Below are 20,749 nucleotides of genomic sequence, written 5' to 3'. Positions count from 1 at the left end.
GCAGCAGGGCGGTCACATGCCAATGGAGAGCTGTACGCAAATGAACGCCGTAGAAATTGAACAAGCCATCACGGATCTTGCAGAGCAACCCTTTGATCCCATAGAGTTTCCTTATGCTTTCCTTGAAGCCTTTGGTAACAAGGAAACGACTATCAAACGCTTGCGCGCCGGAGCATCGAATAAGTCCGATTTGGGCGGCGTTCTTCAGACCAATAACATTCACATTTTGGCTAGTGAAGAAGGGCAAGTAACACAAATGCTGGCTTCACTCAAGGCCAGCCCGGCAACAGGCAAGACCAAGGCCAAATTCATCCTCGCCACAGATGGAAAAGACTTCGAAGCTGAAGACCTCATCAGCGGCCAGACTGTCGCTTGTGCCTTTAAAGACTTTCCCGATCACTTCGGTTTCTTTTTGCCACTGGCAGGTATCAGCACTGTTCGGCAGATCAGCGAAGACGCCTTTGACATCCGGGCTACCAGCCGCCTGAACCGCCTTTATGTTGAACTGCTGAAAGACAACCCTGAATGGGGTACTGCGGAGCGTCGTCATGACATGAATAAGTTCATGGCGCGTCTAATATTCTGTTTTTTCGCCGAAGACACTGAGATATTTATAGGCAAGGGACGCTTTACTGACACCATTGCACAAATGAGTGAGCGCGATGCTTCTAATATGCATGAGGTCATCGCCACACTGTTTCGTGCTATGAACACCCCTCGAGATGAGCGAACTGCAGTTGGTATTCCACGCTGGGCTACCGAGTTTCCTTACGTTAATGGTGCTTTGTTCTCGGGGAGTGTCGAGGTGCCGCGTTTTAGCCGCATCGCGCGCTCCTACCTGCTACACGTTGGCAATTTGGATTGGACCAAAATCAACCCGGACATATTCGGCTCGATGATTCAGGCCATTACCGAAGACGAAGAGCGTGGTGAGTTGGGCATGCATTACACTAGTGTCCCCAATATACTCAAGGTGCTTAACCCACTATTCCTCGACGAACTGCGGGCGAAACTGGATGAAGCCGGTGAAAATCCGCGCATGCTGCTCAATCTGCGCAAGCGCATGGCGCGAATCCGCGTATTTGACCCAGCATGCGGATCTGGGAACTTCTTAGTCATTGCGTACAAGGAAATGCGCGCCATCGAGGCCGAGATTAATCGACGACGTGGCGAGGTGGATAATGCCTCTGACATCCCTCTTACCAACTTTCGCGGGATCGAAATACGAGACTTTCCAGCGGAGATTGCCCGTCTCGCGCTAGTTATCGCTGAGTATCAGTGCGATGTGGTGTACCGAGGACTAAAACTTGCGCTGGCCGAGTTTCTTCCTTTGCGTAATGATAATTGGATTACATGTGGCAATGCACTGCGGATTGATTGGTTGAGCGTTTGCCCTCCGTCCGGAATTGGCGTGAAGTTGCAGGCAGATAAGCTCTTTGAGACGCCTCTCGGTCAAGCAGAGATTGACTTTCAGAACGAAGGTGGGGAGACATACATCTGTGGCAACCCGCCTTACAAAGGTAGCCAAACGCAGACTAAAGAGCAGAAGGAGGATTTGGCTTCGGTATTTGAACCTTATGGTATTTCGTCCAAGCAAATCGATTATGTTGGTGGTTGGTTCATGAAAGCCGCTGCCTACGCGCAAGTCACACCGACGGATTCGGCTTTTGTTAGCACTAACTCTATCTGCCAAGGCCGAATTGTTCCTATCCTGTGGCCAGCAATTTTCAAATGTGGTTCCCACATTCGCTTCGCGCACTCCAGCTTCAAATGGACGAACCTTGCTGCACACAACGCGGGTGTAACAGTCGCTATCGTTGGTCTTTCTACGGAGGTGAGTAAGACGAGGCTACTTTACGACTTGGACCGCAATGGCCAAACTACGGTGCGCGAGGCGACAAACATCACACCCTATCTGAGTGTTGGTGAGGATGTTGTAGTCGAAGGCCAGCGCAAGAGCATATCAGGTCTGCCCGATATGTCTTTCGGCAACATGCCTGTCGATGGAGGAAATCTTTTGTTATCGGCGGATGACGCAGCTTCGCTCGGTTTGAGCAAGCAGGATGAAGAAACATTTCTTCGGCGTATCTATGGCTCTGCCGAGTTTATTCGAGGAGTTGTACGTAAGTGCCTCTGGATTCCTGATGTAAAATTGCCGCAAGCTTTGGAGATTGCGTCTATTCGGGTTCGCATTGATGGCGTTCGGGAAATGCGGCTCAAAAGTAAAGATGCTGGTACGAATGAGTTGGCATCACGGGCTCATCAGTTTCGCGAGATGTATCATGGTGGCAAGCACACGCTAATTCTGCCGGGTGTTTCATCGGAAGGGCGCGAGTATCTTCCTGTTGGACTGATTGATAATCATTCGGTAGTTAGCAACCTCGCCTTTGCTCTCTACGACGCCCCGCTTTGGAACCTTGCGCTCATTGCATCTCGTTTGCATTTGGTCTGGATTGCCACCGTCTGCGGCAAGCTGAAAACAGATTTTCGGTACTCCAATACTTTGGGTTGGAATACGTTCCCAGTACCCACTCTCACCGAGAAAAATAAGGCTGACCTCACGCGCTGCGCAGAGGACATACTTCTGGCGCGTGAGCATCATTTTCCTGCAACCATCGCACAACTATACGATCCCGCGAACATGCCTGCCGATCTACGGGGGGCGCACGAGCGTAATGACGAAGTGCTTGAGCGCATTTACATTGGCCGCCGCTTTAAGAATGACACAGAGCGGCTTGAGAAGTTGTTCGAGCTCTATACTAAGATAGCCGCTTCAACCGCACCGGCTAAAAGCAAGAAGCGTAAAGTGGGAACCAATGCATGAGCAATAAGATTAAATCAGTACCGTCCGTTTCCGTTACCTACTCACGCAACGGAATTTCGACCAAGGCCAATGCCCTTGGAATGCGGCCTATGCAAGAAATGGCCTACGAGAAGCGCGGAGAACAATATCTTCTCATCAAGTCGCCACCCGCCTCCGGTAAGAGTCGTGCTCTGATGTTCATTGCACTCGACAAACTCGAAAATCAGGGAATCAAACAGGCCATCATTGTTGTTCCAGAGAAATCCATCGGTGCAAGCTTCAACGATGAACTACTATCGCAGTTTGGATTTTGGGCTGATTGGCATGTCGAACCTAAGTGGAACCTGTGCAACGCGCCCGGTAACGACAACGGTGGCAAGGTAAGATCTTTCGGCTCTTTTCTTGAAAGTAGCGACAAGGTGCTTGTTTGCACACACGCAACCTTTCGCTTCGCGGTCGATGCCTACGGCGTAGAAGCGTTTGACGATCGCCTGATCGCGGTCGATGAATTCCACCATGTGTCAGCTAACCCGGATAACAAGCTTGGTCAGCATCTGGGGCAGTTCATCGCTCGTGACAAGACACACATCGTTGCCATGACCGGCTCCTACTTCCGGGGTGATGCGGAAGCCGTTTTGGCTCCTCAGGATGAGTCCAGGTTCGATACTGTCACCTACACCTACTACGAACAGCTCAACGGTTACGAATACCTCAAGCAACTCGACATCGGCTACTTCTTCTACAGTGGCTCCTACGTCGATGACATCCTTAATGTCCTCGATCCTGACAAGAAGACCATTATCCATATACCCAACGTCAATTCGCGAGAGAGCACGAAGGATAAAATTAAGGAAGTGGAGCATATTCTTGGCGAGCTTGGTGATTGGCAAGGTGCGGATCCGGCGACAGGTTTCCAGCTAGTCAAATGCCGCGATGGCCGAATGTTGCGTATCGCTGATTTGGTGGACCCAACTAGCCAAGGCAAGATTCAGGAAAGCCTTCGTGCTGTAGAAATGAAGACAGACCGTGATTATGTGGACATCATTATTGCACTTGGTATGGCGAAGGAAGGTTTCGACTGGATCTGGTGCGAACATGCGCTGACCGTTGGCTACCGTGCCAGCCTAACTGAGATCGTGCAGATTATCGGCCGCGCCACTCGCGACGCGCCGGGTAAAACTCGCGCGAGATTTACTAACTTGATCGCCGAGCCGGACGCTGTAGAGGGCGCAGTCACTGAGGCAGTCAACGATACCTTGAAAGCTATCGCGGCGAGCTTGTTGATGGAGCAGGTACTGGCTCCGCGCTTCGAGTTCAAGCCCAAGAATCCAGAAAGCGGTCCGACTCCAGGTTTTGATTATGGTGATGGAGGGTATGACCCGGATAGCTGCAATTTTGGTGTTAATGAACAGACAGGAACGTATCAAATCGAGATTAAGGGACTTGCCGAGCCCAAGAGCAAAGAAGCGGCACGCATCTGCCAGGAAGATTTAAACGAAGTGATCGCGGCCTTTGTGCAGGATAAGCCCGCCATCGAACGAGGTCTGTTCGATGAAGAGCTGCTCCCTGAAGAGTTAACACAGGTTCGTATGGGTAAGATCATCAAAGAAAAGTATCCTGAACTTGATGCTGAAGATCAGGAGGCTGTACGTCAGCATGCTATCGCCGCCCTTAACCTCACGCAGCAGGCCAAGCGTCTTGCCACTGGCGAGAACGATGGGACGCTCAATACTGCTCTTATTGACGGAGTGCGTCGCTTTGCGATGGACGTGCGCGATTTAGACATAGACCTTATCGACCGCATCAACCCCTTTGGTGAGGCTTACGCTATCCTTGCTAAGACGATGAGCGAAGATAGCTTGAAGCAGGTCGCGGCCGCCATCTCGGCCAAGCGTACCTCGATCACGCCTGAAGATGCCAAAGTGATCGCCAAGCGTGCCGCTGAATTCAAACGTGAACGTGGGCGCCTCCCATCGTTAACTTCGCCCGATGCTTGGGAAAAACACCTCGCTGAAGGTGCAGCCGCGTTTATGCGTTTTAGGGCGGAGGGGCGTTATGAGTAAAAATGATTTAGACGCTTTGGCTGATGAACTTGCCGAGTTTGCACCACCTGAGAAGAAAAAAGGACGTCCTGCCAGTGAGGAACGCATCATAGCAGGTTTTGAGGAAATTCAGCGCTTCACTGACCAACATGGACGTGCGCCGCAACACGGTGAAAATCGTGAGATCTTCGAGCGCCTCTATGCAGTGCGGCTCGACCGTCTACGCAGCCTCCCAGGCTGCCGTGCCTTACTTGAACTGCTGGATCATCAGGGCTTATTAGCCGTAGGGGGGGAGGTAGCGGAGTCAGCGGAAGAAATTATCGATATCGATAATTTGGCTGCCGAACTGGCTGATGTTACCAGCGAGGACGATATCACAGTCTTGCGTCATGTTCGTGCTAGCGCCGAAAAGCGTACTGTACAAGGTATCGCGGATCGCAAACCGTGCGAAGATTTTGATGTGTTTAAACCGCTATTTGAGCAGGTGCGCAGTGATCTAAGTTCAGGCTTAAGAGTGACTCGACCTTTTGGGCAGTATGCAACGATTGAAGTGGGCCATTGGTTCATCCTGGATGGTCAAACGGCTTATGTGGCTGATGAAGGTGAAGAGTTCGATTCACCACAGGGGAAGAAAGATGCTCGGCTGCGTGTTATTTACTCGAATGGTACGGAAAGCAACCTACTTCGGCTGTCATTGGTTCGTGCTTTGTATAAAGACGAAACAGCACGGCGAATTACCGATCCAGACATGGGACCTTTATTCAGCGATGCTCTAGAAGAGAGCGATCTAGAAAGTGGCACCATTTATGTATTGCGTTCGCTATCTGATAACCCTTATGTGGCTGAACATCGTGATGTCATTCACAAGATTGGTGTGACTGGCGGCAAGGTAGAGACTCGTATTGCCAATGCTGAACACGATTCCACCTATCTATTGGCGAAGGTCGAGGTGGTAGCTTCATACAAGCTCGCAGGCATCAGCCGCACCCGGATGGAAAACCTGTTTCACAGGTTGTTCGCACCCGCTCGGCTTAACATCACCATTTATGACCGTTTCGGCCATCCTGTGCAGCCCGAAGAATGGTTTCTCGTTCCGTTATTCGTCATCGATGAGGCTGTTGCACGTATCAAGGATGGTAGCATCATTGGGTATGTCTATGACCCCATGTCTGCGAAGCTGGTGAAGGCATAGGGCAGCGAAAATGTTGACTTGTAGGCCAGGTGTTGCCGGAAAAAGAAAGGCATGACAATGCTCAGGATGACCTGGGCCGAATAGTTTTTTCATTAACGTTTAAGCTACGGCCGAAATGATCGACGAGCGGCTGAGAGTTGGAGGAGTTACTCGTTTCATTGCTTGGATGAGGTGTCTGCGTGATGTGTTAGAGGGTATTGGCATAGGGGCTGTCCAGTTTTGAAGCCGGTTGAAAAGGACAGTCAATATCGGACAAAGTACGTGCTTTATCTGACACCGTGTAGGCTAAGGAGTGAATATGCCGGTAATAAAAAAAATCGTGATCAAGAATTTCAAAAGCATCGCCGACCTGACCCTTGAGTTCGACGCAGGCAAGAACGTATTGATTGGTGACAACGAAACGGGTAAGAGCAGCGTGCTATTGGCATTAGATCTGACACTTAGCGCAAGTCGCAGCCGAGTTGAAAACATAGGCTATGAAGCCCTGCTAAATCAGAGTGCGGTGCAGAATTTCTTGGCAGGGCCAGCGAGACTGGATTTGCTTCCCGAAGTTATCGTGGATGTTTTCCTGGAAGAGGGCGATGACCAAGGTTTTTACGGTACCCAAAACGTTCTAGGAACACAGACAGATGGCCTGCGCATGGCGATTGTCCCCTTGATTGAAGAGTTCGGCCAGACAATTGTCGATCTTCTCAAAGCAAACAAAGACAGCTTTCCTTTCGAGTATTACAGCGTCAAGTTCTCAACGTTCTCCGGGGCACCTCACGTCAGCTACCGGCGTCCGGTCAAACACCTGATGATTGACAGTTCTCGTATCGACAGCGAATACGCTGCTCGTGAATACACTCGAGCGGTGTTCGGATTCCATGCCAATGTGCCGGATCGCTACCGCCTCGAAAATCGCTATCGGCAAGGCAAAGAAGCTTTTGGTCGAGAGAGTCTGAGGGACTTGAACAATGCGCTTGGTGATTATCAGTTTGCCTTGCGAACAAGCTCTCGCGCCAATCTTGAAACCGACTTGGTGATCACCAAAGACGGTATCCCTATTGAGAATCGTGGCAAAGGTGAGCAGTGCTTCATCAAGACCAATTTCGCCCTGCAGAAATACGAGGAAAAAGGGAGCCTGAATGTGCTTCTGCTAGAGGAGCCCGAAAACCATCTGAGCCACACGAATATGAAACGCTTAGTTGAAAGACTGGCGGATACGACGGGCACTCAGTTGTTCATTACGACGCACAGTAGCCATATCTGTGCTCGGCTCGATCTACGCCACGCGTTACTGCTTGGATCAGGCCGTGCGGGACGCTTGAAAGACCTGTCGGAGCCCACTGCAAACTTCTTCATGAAAGCGCCCGATAACAACGTCCTTGAGCTTGCTCTCTCCAAGCGAGTCATATTGGTCGAGGGAGATGCAGAATTTATCCTTATGGAGCATTTCTACAAGCAACTGGCAGGCCATCCTCCTCAGGCTGATGCCGTGCACATCATCTCGATCGGTGGAACGAGCTTCAAACGCTACTTGGAACTCGGAAAGCTCCTGAGTATCAGGATCGCCGCAATTCGGGATAACGACGGCGATTACCAACAGAACTGTGTAGCGAACTACGAAGGCTACCTGTACGCGTCGGCCAAGATTTTTGCCGATACAAATCCTGATCGAAGCACTTTTGAAATTGGTCTCTACAGCGACAACCAGCAAACCTGCGATGATCTTTTTGCTGCAGGTCGAAAAAAACTGACCGTTCAAGAGTACATGTTGAAAAATAAAGCGGATGTCGCTTTCGAGCTGTTGACCAAGAAGGCCGCTGAGCTGATCGCCCCGAAATACATACAGGATGCGATCGAGTGGATAAGAGCGTAATTTTTTCCGTCGCAGGGTCTGGAAAAACCAGCCTGATCATTGAGGGGCTCAGCCTTGATCAGCGAGCATTGATCATCACTTACACGGAGAACAATCACCTGCACCTGCGCAACAGGATCATCCAGAAATTTGGGATGATCCCACCCAGCATCACCCTCACGACGTACTTCTCGTTTCTGCATGGGTTCTGTTATAGGCCCTTGATGCAATTGAAGCTAGGGACCAGAGGCATAAATTTCAGGCGTCCGCCCAATAGACAGTTCCGCTTGGACGATCTCAATCGGTATCGCGATGGCGGCGGTAGGCTCTATCACTGCCGCCTCGCCAAACTGCTACAGGTCATGGGGGCTATACCAGATGTGCGTGCCCGCCTAGAGCGCTTTTACGACTACCTCTACGTTGACGAGGTGCAGGATTTTGCGGGCCACGACTTCAACCTGCTACTGGAGGTTTCACAAGCGAATATTGGCATAAGGTTCGTCGGTGACTTCTACCAACATACCTTTGATACCAGTAGAGATGGCGCGATAAACAAAAACCTTCACGACGATGTCGTCCGTTATGAGAAACGCTTTCGTGATGCCGGCATCACGGTAGACAAGGAAACCCTGAGCCGTAGCTGGCGATGCACAAAAATGGTCTGCGATTTCATTAGTGCAAAGTTACAAATTCCGATGGGGGCTCATGAGGAAAGGGTCAGCCAGATCATTACGGTTGATGATCGAGCCCAAGCGAACATGTTGCATGCTGATCCAACCATCGTGAAGCTGTTTTTGAGCGAACACTACCATTACGGATGCTACTCAGAAAATTGGGGGGCGAGTAAGGGCATGGATCACTTTAACGATGTTTGCGTTGTGATGGGCCCGGGTATCTGGAAAGACTATTTGGCAGAAAGGCTACACCAGGCAAACCCGCAAACTCGCAACAAGATGTACGTTGCCTGCACTAGGGCGCGGGGTGACCTGTATTTCATGCCCGAGAAGCTATTGAGAGCGTTTAAACAGAGGAAATAGTCGGTTGCATCGTTGAATCGGTTCAACATCGGTTGCTAAATGATGAAGGCTTTTGGCCGGTTTCTGTCAATCGTGACATGTGGTGGCGGGCAGAAACGGGCGGCCATGTAGTGGCCTAAGCAGGTTATTTTAGGCATGAGGGCATCTACGGGCTAGGGCGATTGATGAAGACTGTTGTCACGATGAGGCAATGGAAGAGCTTTTCAAGGCCGATTTTCTTATGCTGTGGAGCTGCTGGCTGAGATTGCTCGTCAGCTTATGTGGGTGAGTTGGTCATCTTGGAGAGGCAGCAATTGGCAGCCTTTGCCATGATAGAGGTTAATCCGACATTCTTAAATGTTTTTACTATGCATGGCACTTTTCATGGCTTTTCGGTTGTGGAGTATATTAAGTATATGTTTCCTAATAACTTAATAAGTTTGTTTATAATAGAGTGGAGTGAGTTATTATTTAACCTATTGTTTTATTTGATTTAGTTAGTGCCATTGATGATATTGACTGCATTATCAATGGCATTTTTCATGGTATAAGACCGACGCTGAATCGAAGATATAGCAAATACCATGTGACCGTATCAGCAAATGCCATGGTATTGACAACCGGGTGCATTGCAGCGCTGTGCTGATGCCATCGATGCCCGCTTTTGGTCAGAACCGCTCTCTCGACCCAAGTCTCCAGATCGTTAAAAATGAGCCAGAGGAGCACCTCGTGATCGAAATTGTGAAACAAGACAGCCGCCGCTCGGAATCGAAGTCTCCATATGGGTGAATAAAGTTTGCGGAAAACACGCTGAGAAAATAGAAAAGCTTCAATGACGGGACATAGCAATGGCGATTAACGGAGAGGACGGTGTTAGTGCAGTCACCGTAGATGAACTACTCAAGCAAGGCCTTCGGATACCGAACTATCAACGCCCATATAGTTGGGAAGTATCGACCGCTCTACAACTGGTGGATGATCTCAGCGAAGCTCTTCGAGATACCGAACGAAAAGATATTCCCTATGTTTTGGGTGCAATCATTATTCACGATGATGGTGAGTATCTCAATGTAGTCGACGGACAGCAACGTCTGCTGACTTTGCGAATGATTCTTGCGGCCTTAGATCCGATAAATCATCAGATTTCGGTGTCTGGTAACAGCGAAACCCCTGTCTCCCTGGTTTGGATGGAGCTTCAAAGGCGCCTGTCGCAGTTGGAAGATAAAGAAGAATTTTTGGATTTTATCTGTCACAAATGTCAGTTGGTGCGTATTGTGACGGACGATATTGATGAGGCATTTCGTGTCTTTGATTCCCAGAACTATCGCGGCAAACCGCTTGCCCCTCACGACTTGCTCAAAGCACACCACCTGCGCGAAATGCACGATGAGTCCGCTGCTATGAAAGTGGCTGTCGTTGAGGCTTGGGAAGCCGTAAATGATGAGGATCTGGACAGGCTTTTTTCTACTTTTTTATACCGGATATCCAAATGGTCACGAGGCGAAAGCTCGCTCGAATTTGCTATTCGGGACATCGGCATGTTCAAGGGAATTTCATCACGATCCCACAGATCATTTTCGCCAAATCTGCGATATCACCTTGCAGCACAAGCCGCTATGCCACTTCTAAGTGCATGGGCGATGTCCTCTACACATGATGCACGAAATGCCGGACGCAGCCGCTTTCAGCTTGATGCCCCGATAATCGCTGGGCGCTCATTTTTCGAGATGGTGACATTCATGCTGGACGAATTGAAGATACTGGAAAAAGAGGTTATCGACAGAGGTTTCAAAAACTTTGGCCCATCTCAAAGTCGCTACCGCTACGTTTACGAATTGTTCATTGCCGCGCTGCTTTGCTATACAAACAAGTTTGGCGATGAAGATGTGGATGAAGTGCGAAATAGGTTATTCGCATGGGCATATGCCTTGCGGGTCGAGTTACTTCGTGTGCAATTTGTATCTGCTGACAACCGAGCGCGAGGTAAAAACGATGCAAATAAATCGCCTTTTGTTTTGCTACGCAACGCGATGACTGGAAGTGTTGTCCGTAAACTTCCAATAGCAAGTCAGCCATACGACGATAACCACGAAAAGGAACTCGTTGCTTTTATCAAGGGGCTGCAATGAGCAAGAAGGAGTTGAAACCCGAACTGCTAACAGTAGGCAAGCTATTCACGGACAATTATCTGATTCCTATTTATCAACGGAACTATGCTTGGCGGGCCGAACAGATTGAGCAACTTATCAGCGATATTCAAGACTCGGTGGCTGGGGGCCAGGACGGCTATTTTCTTGGGAACCTTGTTGTAATCAAGCGGGGTAGAGAGGACGAGTTCGAGGTCATAGATGGACAACAACGACTTACAACCCTCTATCTGCTTCTGACCTTCCTGGAGCAAGACGGTGAGGGTGAGAAGCCGTCGGTTGGTCATGCAGGCCACTTGCAATATGAGTCGCGTGCACGGGCAACGGAAGCCCTGCGGCGAGTAGCACAGGAGGCAGCTAAGGGGAAAGTCCGACCGCAGGGTTCCACGAGTAATGCAGATGCTGGCATCCATGAAGGCTACAGCATCATCAATCAGTTCTTCAAACAAAATGAAACCCTTAATCGCTCACGCGAAAAATTCTCCGATTTCTTGCTAACGAAGGTTACTGTCGTCCGTGCCTCGCTGCCACCCAATACCGACCTCAATCGCTACTTCGAGATCATGAACACTCGTGGGCAGCAACTCAAGCAGGTTGATATTGTTAAGGCTCGCCTGATGAGCAAGCTGCCCAATCAATATGAACGCGAATGCTTCGCGTGGGTTTGGGATGCCTGTGCTGATATGGATTCTTATGTCCAGATGTCTCTGACCCGTGGTGACACCAGTTTGCGAAACAAAATATTTGGCGATGAATGGTCCTGGCTGGAGGTGACCAGCTTCGCGTCGCTAACGGAAAGTCGTCCGCAATCCGGCATCAATTCATCAAGGCAATCCTCCGAAGGGGTATCGTTGTCCTTGGATGAGGCGTTGTCAAAATACGCTAAAGAGATCGAGTCAAATTCCACTGAAGACGAGGGCAACGAGCGGTTTCGTTCGACTATTGAGTTTCCGGCCTTTCTGCTACACGTTCTAAGAATTATGAAAGGCGATGAGGTCGAAGACGAAGGCCAGCTTGACGACAAGCGCCTCATCAAGTCATTTGACGACGCCGTAAATAATGTACCCGATGCTAAAGCAGATTGGGTGCGTAGCTTTGCATTCATGCTTCTCAAGTGCCGCAATCTCTTCGATGGCTTCATCTTGAAGCGTCAATTCACGGCGAACATCGGTGACGATGGTGATTGGTCTCTCCAGCGATTGAAGAAAGGCGGCGCGGACAAGAAGCCAACCCCGACGTACATCCATGTTTTCTCGGCCAGCAATGGAAACTTAGAGGAGGACAGCGGTGCTGACCCACATACCCGAGATGTATTGCTGCTCCAGTCCATGCTTCGGATTACCTACACTTCTCCGCGAACGATGCACTGGATTACCAAAGTTCTTCGCTGGCTATCCGTTAAAGCCCCTCAAGACGCGAAACATGCGGATCTTGCCGATTTGTTGAAGGGGTATGCCCGTAGCAAGGTTAAAGAGACATTCCCCTTTGAGGAAGATCAGCAACCACAAGGGTTTGGTATCAGCCGTATAGTCTTTTCGTATCTCGACTATCTTCTGTTGAGCGATTCCTCAAAACGAGATTTCAAATTTCAGTTCAGAACTTCCATTGAGCACTTTTATCCACAGCATCCGGACAAAGAACAGTCGGGCGCGGTTGTTTCAGGTTCTAGCCTTAACCTGCTTGGCAACCTCGCGCTCGTAAGCGTCAGCGCGAACTCAAAATTCAGCAATAGTCTTCCCAGAGCGAAGGCCGAAAACTTCAAGGATACGATTGAACTTCAAAGTCCCAAGCTCAAGAGAATGGCGGAAATCACTCGAAATACAGGCTGGAACGATCAGCAGATAACAGCACATCATGAAGAGATGGTGACATTGCTTCGTGATGATGTAAGTCTGGTGGAGGCAAGCGGAAGATCCTACCCGGGGCGTTGATTTCTTTGAATAACCGCTTTTGGACGAATATCCCTTGCGAAGTGCAAGTTGTCAGTCTAAAAGCGTTTTGTGTCGGGCGACGCGATCAGTACAGCTCCCAGGTTTTCTTATCATGGTATTTTGTGTGGTATCGACATGCAAATAAAATGATATAATGTTGATTTTATAGTGTTTTCAGGTGGCGTTGATCATCGAGTGGGAATAACGAGCCGTCAGGCATAACTGTCACTATCTCGTAGTCAGTTAAATCGAAGCCCATTTTTTAATGGGCTTTTTTTATAGTGCAATTTAACCGAGCCGCGCATGCAGCCAGGGAAGTAATTGTTTTTTGCGACTTAACATCCCGGCGATGGTGCAGGGAGCGTTATCGGTAAGTGCGGGGCCAGCAAAGTAGAGCCTTGAGCACTCAGCGCTGATATCGGTCAGCATCAAAACCACCAGGCCAGCTCCTGAAGTTGTGACCCGCTGTTCCATCGCTGATTTAAGCTCATCGATAAGCGGTTCTGCCTGGTCCAGAGAATACAATTCGAGCTGTGCGACCAGTACTTTATTCCCTGAAATATCAAACATTTTACTGTCTTTATTCAACAGTTCGTCTGCGTTCAAACCGACAATATCTGTCTTGGCGGTCAGCAAATTACGAATGAAATCTTCACGATCCACTTTGGCGAGAGAGCAAAGCTCATCTACAGCCTGGCGGTCTTCATCAGTGGTCGTCGGCGAGCGAAGTGCGACGGTATCACTCAACGCCGCTCCCAAAAGCAAAATGGCTTCGCTGGGGGAAATCTCATGGCGAATGGTCGGAGTCATCAGTTGCCATAACAATGTCGCACTGCTGCCGACAGGTTTTATCCACACTTCAGGAGGGAGCTGAGTGATCAGGCCGCCAAGACGGTGATGGTCGATAATCCCGACAACATTGCTTTCATTCAGCGAGGCTGGCCCTTGCGCGGGTTCGGTGAAATCAACCAGCCAGACATCTTTGCCAGCAAGGGAATCATCAAGCAGCGGCGGAGGCGTCAGGCCCGCATGGCGGAATATATAGTTTGTTTCTCTGTTTAACTCACCGAGACGAAACGCCTGGGCATTACGCCCTTTAATCGTCAGCCAGCGTGCAGCCATGTACGCTGTGCAGACGGTACCGCTATCGGGATTTAGATGGCCAAAGACATGTATCATCTACTCTCTCCTTGTCACAAATTTATTCTGTGCACTTCACTGCGTGTCGTTAGAGTATAGGATGCCATCCGCGCTCATTTCACAACCTTCAGGCGTGAGGCATCGACCACCTGTTTGGCGGTTAGAATATCAATGTCTTGAAGTGAGGCCTTACCGGCTAGTATTGTCCACGGACAGGCTACTTTGCTGTGCTTCTACTTTGTCCTGATGATGGTACCAGGCACCGATGGCAGAATAGACAAAACGGCCAAAAAGGAAGAGAAAACTGATGAGCAGAATAATGCGGGTCATACGATTATTAAATTTATGTCGTCTTCGCATACTCGTAACCTGTGTCACGCAAATGATCCTTGATGTTTACCCGTCAACCGCGGGCGACAGCAATATTTAGGCATAGTGATGCCTGAAGGTCAAATCCTGTTCTTCCTGGAAATGAACGCGAAATCATTTCTCCTTGTTATATAAACATTTCTTAATATTAGTTGATCAGTATATCTCCAGTTACTTTTTTGAATAAATCGTAAATAAAGAACATACTCATTAAGGAAATTGATTTAGATCATATTCATAACGTAATCCCTAACTAAAATCTGCACTCTATCCCATAGCAATATGGGCATAACGTCCGGGTTGGATACCTGTTCGAAACTTACCCGAGCTGGATGATAGGGTTCCTGGCGAATTTCAATGTCTCTGGCAAGCTGGTACAAGAACAATAAGAACAAATGGTGGGCGCTACCTCTGGTGCTGCCGAGTCTGCTGCTTCCCATTGCTGTTTGGTGTAATGCTAATACCGTGATGGAAGGGAGCCGCGTTTTCCTCGTCTATATGCCGCTTGGTCTGATGACGGCTTTCACACTGCTTTTCGGTTGGGCCGCTTTCCCTGGCATTATTCTCGCGTTGTTAATCCGTTACGTTCCTATGAAAGGGGAAATTACCGCGTTATTGTCGGTGATTCATTTTCTGCTCCCCATTGCGGTTAGCTGGGGAGGCTACCGTATATTCGTGCCCCGGCGCAGTTCAGTGATGTTTGGCATCATCAAATTAACGGCGCAACGCATGCTGTGGCTGGTCATCGTCAACTCATTTATTTTTTTGATTATCTATCAGCTTGGGCTTTTCTTCGGCTGGTATGACGGCGTCAACTCAACGGTCGCGGAAAACCCGTTTCACGCCCGTACATTGATTAATTTCCAGGCTGTGCTTGTTGGCTGCCTGACGGGAATGCCATTTTTCTATTCCATCATTCGCATGTGCCGAAACCCGCGTTTTATTTTTTCGTTTTTGTCGCGGATGAAAGCCCAAATGCAATCGGGCGTGACTAAAGGCGAGATTGGGATATGGGCCGTCATTGTTGTGGTGCTAATGAGTTTGTTATTAGTACCGATTGACGATGTCAGTAGCATTTTCACGACCGATTACACCTTAACGCTGATTCTGCCGCTGATGTTGTGGGGCGCGATGCGCTTTGGTTTTCTGTTTATCACCACGATCTGGATGGTGATTCTCACTATCTTGTGTAGCGGTTTTCAAAACTACTTGCCACCGTATATGGGCTTCCAGCTTCACCTGGCAATTGCCTCATCTTGTTATGCGGTTTTTTCTATTACCATTTATTTGATGGCGGTCGTCACCACGCGCCAGCGTTTTTTGCACAACAAAGCGCGACGCGTTGCTTTTATCGACCCCGTGGTACAGATGCCAAATCTGCGGGCGCTTAACCGAGATTTATCCCGTCACCCATATTCGGCTCTGGCTTTTTTACGCATACCTGAGCTTGAACTTCTGGGTCGCAACTATGGCGTGCAGCTTCGCATTCAATATAAGCAGCAGCTAAATGATTACTTGCAGCCGGTGCTCGAGGATAGAGAAAAGGTGTATCACTTGTCGGGGCATGAACTGGCAGTGCGGGTAAATTATGATGATTACCATGAGCGTATTGAAGCTATCGACCAGCGCGTCAAACAATTCCGTTTTATGTGGGATGGAATGGCAATGCAGCCGCAAGTGGGCATGAGTTATTGCTACATTCGCCAACCGGTGACTCATATTTATTTCTTGTTAGGCGAGCTCAGTACGATGGCGGATTTGTCGCTCGCGACGTCTAAGCCTGAGAACTTGCAGCAGCAGGGCACAAACCCTGTGCAGAATGCGATAAAAAATAAAGTCGCCATGATGAATCGTGTGCAAAGTGCCATTGATTCTGGGGATTTCGTTTTGATGGCGCAGCGAATCGAAGGGATTCGAGGCGACCATTACCATGAGATTTTGTTGCGCATGAAAGGGGATAATGAAGGCGATAATTTGTTTATGCCTGATACCTTTTTGCCAGTGGCGCATGAGTTTGGCTTGTCATCTAAAATCGATAAATGGGTGATTGAAGCAACGCTAAAATTCATGGACGCACACCGTGAACAACTCCCCGGCAGCCGTTTTTCGATTAACCTGACACCGGCTTCGGTCGGGCGCTTGCAGTTTGCCAGTGAAGTCAAATGCCTGCTGGCGCAGTATAAAATTCAGCCCTGGCAGCTCATTTTTGAAGTGACCGAAAGTAACTCATTAACCAATCTTGAGCAGGCCAATATGACGCTGACCACATTGCAAAACATGGGATGCCGCGTGGCAATCGATGATTTCGGCACAGGTTATGCCAGTTATGCGCGTCTGAAAGACATTAGTGCCGACATCCTAAAAATCGACGGCAGTTTTATTCGCAACATACTGACCAGCAGTCTGGATTACCAGATTGTTGAGTCCATCTGCCAGTTAGCGCGCATGAAAAAGATGCAGTTAGTTGCCGAGTATGTCGAAAATGAAGCGGTGAAAGCGGCAGTACAAAGCCTGGGGATTGATTACATTCAGGGATATTTAATTGGGCGTCCGCGGTTACTTGAATCACTTCTCATTAAACAGCGCTTACAGGTGAAAAACTAAGCGCCCGTTTGGGCGCTTAAATTTGTTAATCATCACGCCGCGATGTTTGGGCTGGCTTCTTCTTCAATTTTAAGTTTCCAGCCTGGCGTATTATCCCAGTATTGCTGTTCCCGCTCTAAGTCCAGCAACACCAGTGTGTTCTGGCTGAACCAGTCATAGGGGAAACGCAGCGTCCACTGATGCTCGTCCGTTTCCAGCACCAGCGTTGGTGGCGTGGTTGTCGCCTGGCGTTGATTGTTGAGTAACACAGCCAGGCGCAGAATCTGGATTAACGGCAAGAACTGCTTTTTCTTAAACAGCGTGAAGCGCGGCAGATCGTCAATTTTCACCCCTTTACGGTGATAACGCACTAACGATGCAATGAGCGTCTGCTGTTCCTGGTTAAATCCAGGCAGGTTGCTGTGTTGCAGAATATAAGCCGAATGGCGATGAAGCCCGCTGTGGTTAATATTCAGCCCGACCTCATGCAGCATGGCTGACCATTTCAACAGCGCGGACATTTGCGGATTTGCCTGTTTCGGGTTTTGCACTTCCCACTGCTGATAAATATGTTCGGTTGTCGCCAGCACGCGCTTGGCCTGATCGCTGTCGATATGATATTGGTCAGCCAGACTTTGCGCAGTACGGATGCGTATGTCCTGATGGCGGAAACGGCCTTCCATTTCATACAGCACGCCTTCACGCAACGCCCCGTCAGACAAACGCAGTTCGCGGATAGCCAATGAGTCAAACACGCCGCACAGAATCGCCAGCCCCGGCACAAACACCGCTTTGCGTTCTTCGGATAAACCCGGCAGGCTCATTGCGCTGAAACTTTTGTACTTCAACACTTCATCGCGCAGCATTTCCAGGCGCTCAGGCGTAATAATGCCGTCTTTTTCACCCATGCTGACCAGCACTTCGTGGGCCGCTTTGATGGTGCCAGAAGCGCCCATCGCCACATTCCAGCCTTGTAAACGGTACTGCCAGGAAAGATTCTCCAGCTTTTGTACCGCAGCAAGCCGCGCGCGTTTGAAGTTTTCGGCGGTAATAGCACCCCGTGGGAAAAAGTTTTGCGCAAAGCTCACACAGCCCATACGGCGGCTTTCGACCAGCATCGGCTCGAAATCTTCGCCGATGACTAACTCGGTCGAACCGCCACCGATATCAATCACCAGTTTGCGGCCTTTTTCAGGTTGGGTATGTTCCACACCCATGAAAATCAGGCGCGCTTCTTCATTACCGGAAATAATCTCAATCGGGTAGGGGATAACCTGCTCGGCACGTTTGAGGAACTCTTCGGCGTTCACTGCCTGACGCAAACTGTGCGTGCCGACGATGCAGACGTTATCGGCCGAGAAACCCTGCAAACGTTCAGCAAATAACGCAAGGCATGACAGCCCACGTTCCATCGCCTCTTCGCTTAACTCGTTGTCGGCATTCAGGCCATCAGCCAAATGAACACGTTGTTTCAGGCGTCCGATGATTTGCATCGCGCCGTCAACCACACGGGCAATAACCATGTGGAAGCTGTTCGAGCCAAGATCTACCGCAGCGAATTCTTGCGGTCGTGGAGCATGTTTTTTTATTGGCATGATTTTATAGTCAGCATGATGCGTTATTCAGGTTGTTCCAGAGACTTGATGTAATCGTAAATCGCCAGCTGTGAGCGCACCTTGCGGCGATTACCGCGCGGAACATAGCGGTTGCTCAACTCTTTGTCGAGATAGCGGGCTTTCACCGTGTCACTGAACAAGATTTCAATAATATCCAGCACCCGTTGTTTCAGGCGCGGATCGAGGATGGCAACCGCAACTTCGATACGGTAATCAATGTTGCGCGTCATCCAGTCGGCAGACGAAAGATACACTTTCTTATCGCCACCATTTTCAAATATATAGACCCGGTCGTGTTCCAGATAACGGTCTACGATACTGATAACCCGAATGTTATCGCTGATCCCCTCCAGATTTGGGATAAGCGAGCACATACCGCGCACCAGCAAATTCACCTTCACACCCGAGCTTGACGCAGCATACAGCCTGTCTACCAGCCCTTTATCGACCAGGTTATTGAGTTTCAGAGTAATGCCAGACGGTTCGCCGTTTTGCGCATTCGCAATTTCTTTATCGACCAAATCGTAAAGCAGGCGGCGTGAGTTCTGCGGCGAAACCATCAGATGTTCAAACGTCACCGGGCGATACGGGTTTTCGATAAAGTTGAATACCCGGCGCACTTCATTGGTGATGCGTGCATCGCAGGTCAACAAGGAATAGTCGGTATAAAGACGGGCGGTTTTCTCGTTAAAGTTACCGGTGCCGATGTGGGCATAACGCACCACTTCTTCACCTTCTTTACGCGAAATCAGGAATAATTTTGCGTGGATCTTCAGACCCGGTGCCGAGAAAATGACGTGCACCCCGGCTTCGGTCAGGCGCTTCGCCCAATGAATATTGGCTTCTTCGTCAAAACGCGCCTGCAGCTCAACCACCACGGTGACTTTCTTGCCATTGTGCGCGGCATGAATCATCGACTCAATAATGCGCGAGTCTTTCGCGACGCGGTAAATATTGATTTTAATCGCCAGTACGCTCGGGTCGAACGAGGCCTGACGCAGCAATTCCAGCACGTGTTCAAAAGTGTGGTACGGATAATAAAGCAGCACGTCACGGTTACGAATCGCATCAAATCCGTTACGGAATTTATCGAACCAGATATGGCGCAGCCGCGGCAGAGGTTTGTTGATTAAATTGGCTTTGCCAACATTTGGGAAGTTAATGAAATCTTTAAAATTGTGGTAACGGCCACCGGGAATAATGGAGTCGTAATTAGTGATAGTCAGCTTATTCCGTAGCATTTCGACCATCGCATCAGGCATATCGCGCTGGTAAACAAAACGCACCGGCTCGGCGGTGAGGCGCTGTTTTAAGCTTGATGACATCAGTTCCAGCAGGCTGGACTCCATTTCTGTCACCAGGTCGTATTCTGCGTCGCGGGTCATTTTCATTGAGTAAGCGTTCAACGAATCGTAATCGAAGAACCCTTTGAAAATGTCATCCAGGCAATAACGCAGAATGTTATCGAGCAGGATCATTGGCTTGCGGCGACGCGGTGCTTCCGGCGGCAAATTCACGAAACGAGGCACTTTATCGGACGGGATTTCTAGCAGGGCGTAACGAATATCGCTGCCCTGAATAATCTCAACCGCCAGATAGGTGTAATCATCTTTAAGGAACTGCACCAGATCGGTTTCGTTATTGATGAGGATCGGTGTGATGTGCTGGCGCAAATAGTGTTTGAAGTAATGACGCAGCCAGTTTTGCTGATTTGGCGAAAGCTGGCGTTCGTTGATCAAGAAGATCTGATTACGCGCCATTTCCAACAGCAAATCGTTATACAACCCATCAAATTCCTGGTCGGCCTTTAGCACGCGCGCCTGAATTTTATTGAGTAAATGGCGCGAATTAGGTGCCGTACCTTGTTCTTCACTGATCAGAATGCGCCGTTTAAGTTCGGCGAAACGGACCTTGTAGAATTCATCAAGGTTATTCGAATAGATGCCGAGAAAACGCATTCTCTCGATCAGCGGGTTAATTTTATCCGCCGCTTCCTGGAGCACGCGTTCGTTAAAATTCAACCAACTCAGTTCTTTTTCGATGTACAGCTTATCCTGGCCCATTAGCCCT

General features: G+C 49.4%; 12 protein-coding genes. 8 read left to right on the top strand and 4 right to left on the bottom strand.

Going from position 1 to position 20,749, the window contains the following annotated elements:
• Positions 1–40 precede the first annotated feature (40 nt).
• The 7 genes from GBAG_RS14940 to GBAG_RS14905 all read left to right on the top strand — a co-directional run bounded on the left by GBAG_RS14940 (position 41) and on the right by GBAG_RS14905 (position 12,971).
• Positions 41–2,824: a class I SAM-dependent DNA methyltransferase gene (locus GBAG_RS14940; protein WP_034497697.1), complete on the top strand. Its 2,784-nt coding sequence runs from the start codon at positions 41–43 to the stop codon at positions 2,822–2,824.
• Complete coding sequence (locus GBAG_RS14935; RefSeq protein WP_034497617.1) at positions 2,821–4,866, top strand: DEAD/DEAH box helicase; 2,046 nt, start codon at positions 2,821–2,823, stop codon at positions 4,864–4,866. The genes GBAG_RS14940 and GBAG_RS14935 overlap by 4 nt, the downstream gene beginning before the upstream one ends.
• Positions 4,859–6,037, top strand: a complete 1,179-nt coding sequence (locus GBAG_RS14930; RefSeq protein WP_034497615.1) for a GIY-YIG nuclease family protein — start codon at positions 4,859–4,861, stop codon at positions 6,035–6,037. The genes GBAG_RS14935 and GBAG_RS14930 overlap by 8 nt, the downstream gene beginning before the upstream one ends.
• Before the next feature lie 298 nt (positions 6,038–6,335).
• The gene (locus GBAG_RS14925; RefSeq protein WP_034497612.1) at positions 6,336–7,898 is read left to right on the top strand and encodes an ATP-dependent nuclease; all 1,563 of its coding nucleotides are present in this window, start codon (positions 6,336–6,338) and stop codon (positions 7,896–7,898) included.
• The gene (locus GBAG_RS14920; protein ID WP_034497610.1) at positions 7,883–8,914 is read left to right on the top strand and encodes a hypothetical protein; all 1,032 of its coding nucleotides are present in this window, start codon (positions 7,883–7,885) and stop codon (positions 8,912–8,914) included. The genes GBAG_RS14925 and GBAG_RS14920 overlap by 16 nt, the downstream gene beginning before the upstream one ends.
• Before the next feature lie 827 nt (positions 8,915–9,741).
• Positions 9,742–11,022: a DUF262 domain-containing protein gene (locus GBAG_RS14910; RefSeq protein ID WP_034497605.1), complete on the top strand. Its 1,281-nt coding sequence runs from the start codon at positions 9,742–9,744 to the stop codon at positions 11,020–11,022.
• Positions 11,019–12,971 carry a DUF262 domain-containing protein gene (locus GBAG_RS14905; protein WP_034497602.1) on the top strand — a complete coding sequence of 651 codons (1,953 nt, stop codon included), beginning with the start codon at positions 11,019–11,021 and terminating at the stop codon, positions 12,969–12,971. Before GBAG_RS14910 ends, GBAG_RS14905 begins: the two co-directional genes overlap by 4 nt.
• A gap of 288 nt (positions 12,972–13,259) precedes the next feature.
• Here the strand turns inward: GBAG_RS14905 and GBAG_RS14900 are convergent, their stop codons facing one another.
• Positions 13,260–14,150 (bottom strand): DHH family phosphoesterase, encoded by an 891-nt coding sequence (locus GBAG_RS14900; protein WP_034497599.1) that lies wholly within the window; start codon positions 14,148–14,150, stop codon positions 13,260–13,262.
• A gap of 150 nt (positions 14,151–14,300) precedes the next feature.
• Positions 14,301–14,489, bottom strand: a complete 189-nt coding sequence (locus GBAG_RS22250) for a YfgG family protein (RefSeq protein WP_072011191.1) — start codon at positions 14,487–14,489, stop codon at positions 14,301–14,303.
• A 348-nt stretch (positions 14,490–14,837) separates the two neighbouring features.
• Here GBAG_RS22250 and GBAG_RS14895 point away from each other — a divergent pair, with 348 nt between their 5' ends.
• Positions 14,838–17,084 (top strand): sensor domain-containing phosphodiesterase, encoded by a 2,247-nt coding sequence (locus GBAG_RS14895; protein WP_034497597.1) that lies wholly within the window; start codon positions 14,838–14,840, stop codon positions 17,082–17,084.
• A gap of 32 nt (positions 17,085–17,116) precedes the next feature.
• Here the strand turns inward: GBAG_RS14895 and ppx are convergent, their stop codons facing one another.
• Together ppx and ppk1 are read right to left on the bottom strand one after the other, a co-directional pair.
• On the bottom strand, positions 17,117–18,658 hold the full coding sequence (gene ppx, locus GBAG_RS14890) for an exopolyphosphatase (RefSeq protein ID WP_034497594.1): 1,542 nt from the start codon (positions 18,656–18,658) through the stop codon (positions 17,117–17,119).
• Positions 18,659–18,681: 23 nt separating this feature from the next.
• Positions 18,682–20,742 carry a polyphosphate kinase 1 gene (gene ppk1, locus GBAG_RS14885; RefSeq protein ID WP_034497592.1) on the bottom strand — a complete coding sequence of 687 codons (2,061 nt, stop codon included), beginning with the start codon at positions 20,740–20,742 and terminating at the stop codon, positions 18,682–18,684.
• Positions 20,743–20,749: the final 7 nt, after the last annotated feature.

Origin of the sequence: Buttiauxella agrestis ATCC 33320 (assembly GCF_000735355.1) — a bacterium.
GTDB classification, from domain to species: domain Bacteria; phylum Pseudomonadota; class Gammaproteobacteria; order Enterobacterales; family Enterobacteriaceae; genus Buttiauxella; species Buttiauxella agrestis.
This window is presented reverse-complemented; position numbering and strand designations above follow the sequence as displayed.